Source organism: Collinsella aerofaciens (genome assembly GCF_015558785.1).
In the GTDB taxonomy this organism is placed as follows: Bacteria; Actinomycetota; Coriobacteriia; order Coriobacteriales; family Coriobacteriaceae; genus Collinsella; species Collinsella aerofaciens_P.
In genome coordinates this window covers 1-10491 of record NZ_JADMOP010000028.1, presented here as the reverse complement: position 1 = coordinate 10491, position 10491 = coordinate 1, and the positions used below count along the sequence as shown (strand labels likewise).

Here is a 10491-nt window from a genome sequence, read left to right as displayed (position 1 = left end):
TAAAGCCGTTTGTCTCCACCCGCGTAGCGGGTGGTTTAAAGCTGGCCGCTGCGCGGCCAGCGGACTAAAGTCTTGAAATCAAAAGGGCCCCGGCCGAGAATTCGACCGGGACCCTTGGACAGAGCTATGTTCGGCTTTCGCCGTGTGCCTGCGAGTTACTCCTCGACGAGCTCAAACTGATCGGGACCGACGCCGCACACCGGGCACACGTAGTCCTCGGGCAGCTCGGGCGTGTCGACCTCAACCTCGTAACCGCAAACGGTGCACACAAACTTATACGTCTTCTTCTCCTCAGCCATGATGTTCTCCTCTCGAACGTGACTGCTGGTGTACTTGCTTATTAGTATATATTCTCAATAATATAATGCAAGTATTTTTAGAACATTTCTAGCCTTGATACGACGAAGCCTTGGGCGGCGTCTTGCCCTTTAACACCTTGTGGTAGTAGTCATAGGTCAGCGGGGCCTCGCCGCTCAGACGCTCGGCATCTTCGACCTCACCGATAAAGAGCAGGTGCGTGCCCACATCCACGGTATCAATCAGACGGCAGCTAAACAGCGCCGCCGCGTGCTCGGGCACATAGGGCATGCCCAGAGTGGTCTCGTGGGTCTCATACTTGGCAAACTTGTCGTAATCGCTGCTGGTGCGGAAGCCAAAATTGCCGATATAGAGCATGTCGGCGGTCTGGTCAATCACGGTCAGCGCAAAAGCCTTAGCCGATGCGATTACGCCGGACGTGACATTTTCCTTGTTCACGGCAATCGAGATGCGCGGCGGGGCGGATGTCACCTGCACCGCTGTGTTGATAACGCAGCCGGCACGCAGCCCGTCCGCCGCGGCGCTCACCACGTACAGGCCACTCGGCATGGTAAAGAACGCAGTTTTGTCCATAACGATCACTCCCCTAGCTCGGGTTGGAACCTCATGGATGTATGTACCCACAAAAAAGGCGACGCCCATAACGGACGCCGCCTTTGAGACATATGTGTCAGAACAGTAAGAAAGATGAGACGCCCGCAGTTGCGGTGAAATAGGGACTGAATAGCCCCTCAAACAGGCAAAACAGTCCGTATTCCACCGCAACTTATACAGAGTGCCTAGCGGTTGCGTTCCTTAAGGGCGCGATCGATCTCACGTTGGACATCACGCTTGGCCATGTCCTCGCGCTTGTCGTAGAGCTTCTTGCCGCGACCCAGACCCAGCAGCAGCTTTACGCGGCCGTCGGTATTAAAGTAGAGTTCCAACGGAACCAGCGCATAACCACGGTTGCGAAGTTTGCCGTCAAGAAAGTCAATCTCCTTGCGGTGCAGCAGCAGACGACGCCGACGGTCGGGATCGCGATTCCACACGCCTCCATGGCTATAAGGGTGGATATGCAGGCCGACGAGCCAGCACTCCCCGCCGCGAATCAGCGCGAAGGTATCGGTGATCTGGCAGGCGCGCTCGCGAATCGACTTGACCTCGGTGCCACTCAGTTCAATACCGCATTCGAACGTCTCATCGATAAAGTACTCGTGATGCGCCGAGCGATTCTTGGAAATGAGCTTGCGCTCGCGCTTACTGGGCATCGCCGGCCTCCTTGGCTCCATCGGCGTTTGAGCCCGCAGCCTCGCGCTTTGCCTTGCGCTCGGCGTTGAGCTCGGCGTCGCTCTCGCGCACCAGTTTGATAATCGCCGCGCAGGCTTCCTCGCCCACCAAGTCGCGAGCACGCACCGTCAGGCGCGTCGCCTCCTGCTTGTCGCCGTCGCTTGCAGCATCGGTCGCGCACATAATCAGGCAGATGGCAATCTCGGCCGAAGGTGAGGTCGGAACGCCCTGCAACGCCAGCTCGCCCATCACGTGCTCGTCGCTCTCCTCGGCGGCATCCGGATAGGTAGTATGGATCTTGTTGAGCAGGCGCGTCGTATGCGCATCGTTGGGCGCCAGGCGCAGCGCCAGACGCGCGCAGCCCACGGCAGCCGAAACGTTCTCGGTCTCGGGCTCCAAGAAGTACTGACCCAGATTGGCGTAAGCGCGGGCGGCGCACTTGCCATCGCTCGCGCGCTCCAGCACCGAGAACGAGAGCGATGCCCATTCCTGCTTGTCCTCGAGAGCGCGGAACAGCTCGGCCAAATCCAAGCGATAGTTGCAGTTCATGGGGTCCCAACGCACAGCCTGCATCAGGGCATTACGAGCGCTCACATAATCCTGCTGGCGAATGTAGGCAAACGCCATATCAGAGTACAGGCGGTCAAACGGCACCTCGACCTGCACGAGCTCGCGCGGATCCTTCTCCACGCGGCGATAGGCCAAGCGCTCAAACTTGCTATCGAAGCTAAAGTATTGGCGCTTCTCCTCCGTCTTGCACTCAGCGTCGATATACTCCTCGGCGAGCTCCACCAGACGCTCCAGCAGCGGCGTCGCCGTAGCCAGGTCGCCCTGCGCCAGATAGTTCTCGGCATACGTGATGTCTTGCAAGCTGATGGGCAGATCCATGGCTACTCCTCGATCTGAGCGAAACACGGCAGGCGCCGTATATACGGTCAATACACAAAACCCGGGTCTCTTACGAGGCCCGGGCGTTCAATTTTGGTAGCCCGTACCAGATTCGAACTGGTGATCTCCGCCTTGAGAGGGCGGCGTCCTAAACCGCTAGACGAACGGGCCATATGTAGCAAATGCAATGGCTGGGATGGAGGGAGTCGAACCCCCATTGACGGAACCAGAATCCGCTGTCCTGCCATTAGACGACATCCCAATGACTGCATCGCTGCGCTCGGCTGTGCCTTTGCGCAAGAAAGTAATATACGGGAAGTCTCGCCGTGACGCAAGCCCCAATTTTGACTTTTTTGAAATTCAGTCAAATTGGCCTAATTTAGTCCAACCCGTGAAGGACCTGTGAAGCCAACCGCTGTACACGAAGGGCAAAACGCCGCGAGCGGTAGCCGTCAACCGTTGGCAGATTCTACCGTGAAAACGATAGCACCAGGCAACACAATCGAAGTATCAATGATCACGTAGATATCGAGGCACCATGGACGAAGAGCTTGATTACCTATGGGAGACCCTGGGGCTCGAGATCGCTGCTGATCTTTGGCCCGAACGGGACAAAATCCATCCCACACTGCGCCCCGCCATCACGGTGATGCAGGCAAAATACCGCCGTGCATCCTTTTTGATCATGCGGGTGTCATGGCACGCGGGACTCCCCGACCTTAAGCGAATCCAGGCAAGCCTCGTCGAGCTGTCCGGTATGCCGACTGTCATATCCGAGGCGCACCTGGAGCAGCGCCAGCGCGAGCGACTGCAACAGCAGCGGATTCCCTTTATCTGCCCCGGCGTTCAGGCATATCTGCCCTTTATGGACGAGGAGTACTGGAGCGGCAAGCCCAACAAGCACGTAAAGGTCTACGATCCGCACGAATGGGCACAGCTTGAGGATTAGCGTATATGCCCGCCAGCCGGGATAGTGCGCATGCCCGCCAACCGGAAAGCTCATCCCGGAATTTACGTCCAGAACGGGACGCGCTTTCCCCTAGAGGCCCCAAACGGAAACCGTATCCCAGATTTCGCGCTCAAACTGGGATACGGTTTCCGCTAGCCCCTTCAACCGGAAACTGCGTCCCGGAATCCGAGCTCAAAACGGGACGCACTTTCCGCAGCCACTACAGCAGCACCTCGGTCCAGGCCGCTTCCTTAAACCCAGGAATCGCAAAGTCGTCGCCCACCAGCAGCGGACGCTTGACCAGCATGCCGTCGGTCGCCAGCAGCTCGTAGCACTCCTGATCCGTCATGCCCGCATCCAGACGCGCCTTCAGACCCAGCTCTCGATATTTCATGCCCGACGAATTAAAGAAGCGCCGCACCGGCAGCCCCGAACGAGCAATCCAGGTCGCAAGCTCATCAGCCGTGGGATTGTCCAAAACGATATCGCGGTCGATATACTCTACCCCATGTTCGTCCAGCCATGCCTTGGCCTTCTTACAGGTCGAGCACTTGGGATATTCAACAAACAATACCGCCATGGGATTTCCTTTCTTAGAGAAAACAGGTGTCTGGAAAACTGCACATCGACGACCACTCGCGATTGCAGCCGTTATTGTAGTCAATGTCGAAGCATGGGCAGTCGCGATGTCTCGTCTTAAGGCTAGCGCCTCGCATGGGCGCCGATCGGCCGAGTCGCATGGCGCACCAACGCCGCTGCCAGCAATACCAACAGCATGGCGGTGACATAGCCCGCAGCATCGAATCCTAAATCGATAACGTCGAAATGCCTGCCGGGAACAAAGATCTTATGTACCTGATCGCCAACGGAGCAGGCGGCGCAAAAGAGCAATACGGGCACGCAACGAGAGCATACGCTCCACGGGCGCCTGGAAAGGCAAACCACGACCACGGAGGCGAACAATCCGACGAAGAAAAACTCTACGGTATGGGCAACGCGACGGACGTTCGTGCCCACCCACATGCGAATGGAAGCAAGTCGGCCAGACCGGACATTCGAGGCAGCCGAATCGGTGCCCCCGGTCATTCCGTTCTCCGCCTGAGCTTCACCCGTGGCATCGACAGCCTGAACGCCCGTAGCCTGGCCCTCCACCACACGCGCGGTGGACTCGCTCAGCAACGACGTCTCCACCGCATTTTGCTCCGTCAGCACCCAGATGCCCGCCAGCGTTGCAGCGAACAGAACGATCGCGGTCCATCCGATTATTTGTTTTACTCGCGCCAAGGGCCAACCTCCTTTTTTGAATATCAGCGAGTGTAGCCCCAAATGGCATCGTCACCGTATCAAAATTTGAATCGCAACAGGAAGCGACAAAGCGACGCAAACCCCCTACCCCGCCTCGCGCATCCAGCGATCGAACGTCCCCACGCACACGCCCAGGCACTTTGCTGCCTGGCTGCGGGTAATATCGCCTGCCTCATAGCTATCGCGCACCAGCTCAAACTGAGGAGGGCACGGCTTGCGAGGTCGACCGAAACGGACCCCTCGCGCCCGCGCCGCTGCAATTCCCTCCGCTTGGCGCCGATGGATATTCTCGCGCTCCACCTGCGCCACGTAGCTCAGCAGTTGCAGCACAATATCGGCAATCAGGACGTTGGTCACATCCGGCGCGCCGCTGGCCCTAGCGCGCGTGTCAAGCAATGGCATGTCCAACACCACAATGGCAACCCCGAGTTCCTTGGTAATGCGTCGCCATTCCTCAAGAATCTCGGAGTAATTACGGCCAAGTCGGTCGATAGAAAGCACCACCAGCACGTCCCCGTCTCCCAAGACGTGCAGCAGCTCGCGATAACGCGGTCGATCGAAGTCCTTGCCGCTCGCATGGTCGGCATAAATATTCGCCGAGCCCACGCCATAGGCGCCCAGCGCATCCAGCTGCCGATTCAGATTCTGATCGCGCGAACTCACCCGCGCATAACCGTACACCGTCGCCATCTCATCCCCGCTTTCTTGTAAACCTGCCAAAAGGGACAGGTTTATTTTGGTAGGTTTTACCTCTCAAACAGCAGGTAAGCGGGCGGCCGAGCAGACGGCAAGGTAGTCACGATTCAAATGCGAAGGGCGGTCCCGAAAGGCCGCCCTCCGCTCCCCCCACCATGAGTCGGGATTTGGCTAATGGATAAGCTTAAAGTCCAAGTGCCCACGCGTGGTATTGACGCGCGAGACCTCGACAATCACGCGCTGACCCAGTTCATAGCGAGTCCCCGTGTCGGCGCCCGTCAGCGTAAGCGCGTCCTCGTCAAACTCGAACCACTCGTTGCCCAGGCTCTTGATCGAAACCAAGCCTTCGACCTGCGTTAGGTCCAAGCGCACAAAGAGGCCCATGCTGCTAACCCACGAGACGGTTCCGGCATAGCGCTCGCCCAGACGGTCCTCATAGTACTGGGCAATCTTGATCTTTTGCGTCGCATGGCTGGCGGCATCTGCCGCGCGCTCGGCATCGCTGCATGCGCGGCAGATCTGCGGCAGAATGCGCGGCAGCGACTCGCGCCCCCTGCCGATCAGCCGCGGCGTACGGACCAAGGCGTCCTTGCCGCCGAGCCGCTCATAGGCCAACTGCAGTTTGAGCACGCGGTGCACCACCAGATCGGGGTAGCGACGGATGGGACTCGTAAAGTGACAGTAGCACGGCGCGGCGAGCGCAAAGTGGCCCTCGTTGCGCGGCTTGTACAGCGCGCGCTGCATGCTGCACAGAAGCAGCGTGTTGACGAGCGGTGCGTTGGCCGTACCGGCGGCAGCATCAACTGCAGCCTGCAGCTCATCGGGGCTCCCCAGGGCAATACCGGCAGCACGGCGATCGTCGATGATGCCTAGCTGCGCCAGCGCAACGGCAGCACCGTGCAGGCTATCGGGGCTCGGATCCTCATGCACACGATAGCAGGCCTCGATATCACGGTCTGCCAGCCACTCTGCAACGCACTCGTTGGCGAGCAGCATGGCTTCCTCGATAAGCGACGTGGCACACGAACGCTCACGCGCCACAATCTGCACGGGCACTCCGTCCTCATCCAATAGAGCGCGAATCTCGGCTGTGTCAAAATCGACTGAGCCGCGGGCGCGACGAATACGACGGCGAAGTTCGGCGAGTTCGTTAGCGGCGACAAGGAAATCGCCGAGGTCGATGTTGTAGCCGCGGGCGGCCTCCTCGCACGCAAGACCGCGCTCAAGCGCTTCCTCGCGCGAGGTCTCGGCAGCCGCAACATCCTCGGCTGCACCCTCCAGCACCGAATACTCAACCGCGCCGGCACGCACCAGCAGCGCCTCGGCGCCGTCATAGTCCATACGCACACGCGAGCGAATCACGCTGGGATACGGATCGTAATGCCGCACGCGACCCTGCGCATCGAGCTCGATATCGACGGTAAACGCAAGACGGTCCTCGTCAGGGCGAAGCGAGCACAGGTCACAGGACAGGCGTTCGGGCAGCATGGGAAGCACGCGATCGGCCAGATACACCGATGTCGTACGATGGCGAGCCTCAAGATCGATATGCCCGTCCCAAGCCACATAGTGTGAAACGTCGGCGATATGCACACCCAGCTTGTAGCCACCCTCGGGCGTGCGCTCCAACGAAATGGCATCGTCAAAGTCGCGCGCGTCGACCGGGTCGATCGTGATGACAAAGCGGTCGCGCAGATCGCGGCGGAGCGGGTCCTTAAGCGCCGCGGACACATCGAGCGAAAGCCCCTCGGCCTCGTCCAGCGCGGCCTCGGGATAGCTATCGGTATAGCCGTAGCGCGCCATCACATATTGAACGCCCAAATCGGGCGCGTCATCTCCGCCAATGCGGCGCTCGATCGTCACGGTACCCGATTCCAGGCGCGTCGGGTAGGTCAAAATGCGCGCGACAACAGCATCACCCGGGTGGACACCCAGACGATCCGCCGAGGTATCCTCGGGCAGAATGAAGAAGTCGGCCTTCAGACGCGAATCGAGCGGCTCGATCACACCGAGCGGACCGGCGGTCTGGTACGTGCCCACCACGCTTATGGCTGCACGCTCAACCACGCTTTCGATCACGGCGCGCCGCTCACCGTGCGGGCTGTTCTTAATGCTCACGGCAACGGTATCGCCATCCATGATCTCGCGCTTACCGCGGCCCATGACCTTGTAGTCGCCGTTTTCGGTTACAACGTAGGCGCTATGCTCATGGAGCTGCACGCGCCCGGTCAGGCTCGGACGGCGTTCGCTGCGCACCGGCCCGCGCTGATTGCGAGCTCCACGCTTATGCTTGTTATTGCGCCCCATGGCGCCTCCTAACTATCGATTGCGAACTCCAAAGAGTCTACCCAAATGATTCGCTTTCCTGCCGTCCCCTAGGGATCAAAAAACGGGCCGCCCCATAAGAGACGACCCGTTGGAAGGGATGAATTCCAAGCATGCCTACACGCGCAGGTAGCGGCGCATGGCGATGGCAGAACCAAAGAGACCGATAATCACACCGACCAGAATCAGCGCAGCATAGGTCACCAGGTAGTACTGCATCGGCAGGGCAAACGACATCCAGCCGATGCTCTCCTGCAGACGCGGAATCATCAGATTGCGCAGCAGCTCCAGAACGCCGATGGAAAGCAGCGAGCCCAAAATGGCCTGCAGCACGCCCTCGGTGATAAACGGGCCACGAATGAAGCCGTTGCTGGCGCCGACCAGACGCATAATCGCAATCTCACGACGACGCGCCGTGATGGACAGGCGAATCGTGTTGTTGATGAAGATGAATGCGATAAAGGTCAGAAGACCAACGAGCACCACGGCGGCGATGCGGATGTAGTTGGTCACCTGGAACAGGCGGCTCACTTCCTCCTGGCCGTACAGCACGCTCGCGTTGACGTCGCCGTCATCCGCGATCTTCTGGAAATCGGCATCCTTCTTGAGCTTCTTTGCCGTGCTCTCGACCTTGGACGGATCGTCCATCTCAATAGCGAAGGAAGCCGGCAGCGGGTTCTGGCCATCGAGCGCGCTCATGGTGGCGTCGGCGTTGCCCGACATCTTGCTCGTATACTCGGCCAGCGCGTCGTCCTTGTCCTTATAGGTCACGGACTTGACGTTATTCCACGTCTTAAGCTCGGCCTCAAAAGCCTGAACATCGGCCTGATCGGCGTCATCACTAATGAACGCGTTGATGACAACCTGATCCTCGACGGTGCCGATCACGGAGTTCAGCATCGCAGAGCCCATGATGAACAGGCCGATGATAAACAGCGAAAGGAAGATAGTGATGACGGCGCCGAGCGAGGTAGTCCAGTTACGGAAGAAGTGGCTGATTGCCTCTTTGAAGGAGTAGCCCACGTTAGTTGGTGCCATAGTTGCCGTAACCTCCCCTCTCCTGGTCGCGGATGACGTGGCCGCCCTCGAGGGCGATCACGCGACGGTGCATGCTATCGACCATCTCGCGGTCGTGCGTGGCGACGATCACGGTGGTGCCGGTGCGGTTAATACGCTCAAGCAGCTTCATGATGCCCAGCGAGATCGCCGGGTCGAGGTTGCCCGTGGGCTCGTCGCAGATCAGCAGCGGCGGACGGTTGACCATAGCACGGGCGACGGCAACGCGCTGCTGCTCGCCACCGGAAAGCTGGTCGGGCAGCGAGTCCATCTGATCGGCCAGACCGACCAGGCGCAGCACCTCGGGCACCTGGCTGCGAATGACGCCCTTGGGCTTGCCGATGCACTGCAGGGCAAACGCCACGTTTTCGTAGGCGGTCTTTTGCGGCAGAAGCTTAAAGTCCTGGAACACGGCGCCAATCTGGCGGCGCAGGAACGGAACCTTGCGGTTCTTGATCTTCATGAGGTCCTGACCGGCAACCAGGATGCGGCCGCTCGTCGGCTTGACGTCGCGGTTGAGCGTCGACAGCAGCGTGGTCTTACCCGAGCCGGAGTGACCGACCAGGAAGACGAACTCGCCCGGATAGATCTCGATGTTGATGTCGTCGAGTGCAGGCTTGTTGGGCTGTGCCGGATAGATCTTGGTGACATGCTCCATAAGGATGACGGGCTCGACACCGGCCTGCTTGGCCATCTTCTTGCGGCTGGCCTGCGGATCGATGGGCGCAAACACCGACGTAAAATCGGGGTTGTTGAGCGCGTTATCGAGGCTTGCGACCTCGGCTGCCTGATCGCTCTCGACCACCGGGGCAGCAGGCTGCGTGGGGTCGGGAATAGCGGCAAAGAGACCGGACTGCGCAGGCTGAGGAGCCGGCGTCGCAGGGGCCAAGGGGTCGGGAATGCCGGCCATGGTAGGCTGCGGCGTGGCGGCACCAGCCTGAGGCTGCTCCACGCGAGCGGTCACGGCCTGAACGGGCTCAAAACCCGCCGTGCCGGAAAGCGCGACATCGCTGGTTGGATTGTAGGCAAAGGGATCGGATGCCGGCTGTGCCTGATCTGCCGGCTGAGCGGGGGCCTGAGCAACAGGCTGGCCCTCTGAATCCGGAGTGGCGAAACGACTGCCCTGGACGCCTGCCTGCGTCTTGGGGGCATCATCGCCCGCACCGGAGGTACGGAAGTGGTTACCCACTGGTGCTCCTTATCGTCGTGCGTTTAAACTACATGAGCGCTTTGTATTTTAGCAGCATTAGCTTTGCTGCACATAAGAAGCATGGCGTGGTTAGGGATCCCGTCGGCCGGACACAGGGTTACTCTCCAAATCGTCCTCGGACATGTCGGAGCCCCCGCTGCGCGCTTCGCGCGGCGGGGGCTCCTCCGTCCTGCGGAAAGATTTGGAGAGTAACCCTGTGCCCGGCCTGCGATAACTAAGGGGTCGCCGCGTTTATCTTGAGGTGCTGCATATACAAAGCTGGAAGGGTCTGAATTGCGCTTTGTCGATATATGCCCTTTTCCCTGATGGGACCGTGCTTGAGGGGCGTCTTCATAAGTTGCGGTGAAATAGGGACTGTTGAGCCTTTAGGCTGGCAAAATAGTCCTTATTTCACCGCAAATCAGAACCACCCTTAAAAAGGGTGGTTTGCTCTTAGGGTATAACCCACGGGCCCCGGGCTCGCGTCTAAAGGCGC

11 protein-coding genes and 2 tRNA genes are annotated in these 10491 nt (G+C 59.5%); 1 reads left to right on the top strand and 12 read right to left on the bottom strand.

Going from position 1 to position 10491, the window contains the following annotated elements; all coding sequences use genetic code 11:
- Positions 1-155 precede the first annotated feature (155 nt).
- The 6 genes from I2G40_RS09400 to I2G40_RS09375 form a co-directional block, all read right to left on the bottom strand.
- Entirely contained in the window at positions 156-299 is a 144-nt protein-coding gene (locus I2G40_RS09400; RefSeq protein WP_035137395.1) for a rubredoxin-like domain-containing protein, read from the bottom strand.
- Between the two features lie 88 nt (positions 300-387).
- A complete protein-coding gene (locus tag I2G40_RS09395; RefSeq protein WP_195544906.1) occupies positions 388-891 on the bottom strand; it encodes a flavin reductase family protein in 504 nt (167 codons plus the stop codon).
- A 206-nt stretch (positions 892-1097) separates the two neighbouring features.
- On the bottom strand, positions 1098-1568 hold the full coding sequence (gene smpB, locus I2G40_RS09390) for an SsrA-binding protein SmpB (RefSeq protein ID WP_006235325.1): 471 nt from the start codon (positions 1566-1568) through the stop codon (positions 1098-1100).
- On the bottom strand, positions 1558-2475 hold the full coding sequence (locus I2G40_RS09385) for a tetratricopeptide repeat protein (RefSeq protein WP_195544905.1): 918 nt from the start codon (positions 2473-2475) through the stop codon (positions 1558-1560). Before I2G40_RS09385 ends, smpB begins: the two co-directional genes overlap by 11 nt.
- 94 nt (positions 2476-2569) lie before the next feature.
- Positions 2570-2646 (bottom strand) — tRNA-Glu (locus I2G40_RS09380).
- 17 nt (positions 2647-2663) lie between these two features.
- A tRNA-Gln gene (locus tag I2G40_RS09375) sits at positions 2664-2737 on the bottom strand.
- Positions 2738-3013: 276 nt separating this feature from the next.
- Here I2G40_RS09375 and I2G40_RS09370 point away from each other — a divergent pair.
- Entirely contained in the window at positions 3014-3424 is a 411-nt protein-coding gene (locus I2G40_RS09370; protein WP_195544904.1) for a hypothetical protein, read from the top strand.
- Between the two features lie 220 nt (positions 3425-3644).
- Here the strand turns inward: I2G40_RS09370 and I2G40_RS09365 are convergent, their stop codons facing one another.
- From I2G40_RS09365 to ftsE, 6 genes are all read right to left on the bottom strand, one after another.
- A complete protein-coding gene (locus I2G40_RS09365) occupies positions 3645-4004 on the bottom strand; it encodes an arsenate reductase family protein (RefSeq protein WP_195444922.1) in 360 nt (119 codons plus the stop codon).
- 122 nt (positions 4005-4126) lie between these two features.
- Positions 4127-4708 carry a VanZ family protein gene (locus I2G40_RS09360; protein WP_195544903.1) on the bottom strand — a complete coding sequence of 194 codons (582 nt, stop codon included), beginning with the start codon at positions 4706-4708 and terminating at the stop codon, positions 4127-4129.
- Between the two features lie 105 nt (positions 4709-4813).
- Entirely contained in the window at positions 4814-5419 is a 606-nt protein-coding gene (locus I2G40_RS09355; RefSeq protein ID WP_055285671.1) for a recombinase family protein, read from the bottom strand.
- 177 nt (positions 5420-5596) lie between these two features.
- Complete coding sequence (locus I2G40_RS09350; protein WP_195544902.1) at positions 5597-7732, bottom strand: ribonuclease R family protein; 2136 nt, start codon at positions 7730-7732, stop codon at positions 5597-5599.
- Positions 7733-7867: 135 nt separating this feature from the next.
- A complete protein-coding gene (gene ftsX, locus I2G40_RS09345; protein WP_117769462.1) occupies positions 7868-8788 on the bottom strand; it encodes a permease-like cell division protein FtsX in 921 nt (306 codons plus the stop codon).
- Positions 8775-9995, bottom strand: coding sequence for a cell division ATP-binding protein FtsE (gene ftsE, locus I2G40_RS09340; RefSeq protein ID WP_022094244.1), 1221 nt, complete (start codon positions 9993-9995; stop codon positions 8775-8777). The genes ftsX and ftsE overlap by 14 nt, the downstream gene beginning before the upstream one ends.
- Positions 9996-10491: the final 496 nt, after the last annotated feature.

Coding starts and splice junctions, on each gene's coding strand:
- I2G40_RS09395 (WP_195544906.1), bottom strand. CDS start 891: ATGGACAAAACTGCGTTCTTTACCATGCCGAGTGGCCTGTACGTGGTG.
- I2G40_RS09385 (WP_195544905.1), bottom strand. CDS start 2,475: ATGGATCTGCCCATCAGCTTGCAAGACATCACGTATGCCGAGAACTAT.
- ftsX (WP_117769462.1), bottom strand. CDS start 8,788: ATGGCACCAACTAACGTGGGCTACTCCTTCAAAGAGGCAATCAGCCAC.
- I2G40_RS09370 (WP_195544904.1), top strand. CDS start 3,014: ATGGACGAAGAGCTTGATTACCTATGGGAGACCCTGGGGCTCGAGATC.
- smpB (WP_006235325.1), bottom strand. CDS start 1,568: ATGCCCAGTAAGCGCGAGCGCAAGCTCATTTCCAAGAATCGCTCGGCG.
- I2G40_RS09365 (WP_195444922.1), bottom strand. CDS start 4,004: ATGGCGGTATTGTTTGTTGAATATCCCAAGTGCTCGACCTGTAAGAAG.
- I2G40_RS09400 (WP_035137395.1), bottom strand. CDS start 299: ATGGCTGAGGAGAAGAAGACGTATAAGTTTGTGTGCACCGTTTGCGGT.
- I2G40_RS09350 (WP_195544902.1), bottom strand. CDS start 7,732: ATGGGGCGCAATAACAAGCATAAGCGTGGAGCTCGCAATCAGCGCGGG.
- I2G40_RS09355 (WP_055285671.1), bottom strand. CDS start 5,419: ATGGCGACGGTGTACGGTTATGCGCGGGTGAGTTCGCGCGATCAGAAT.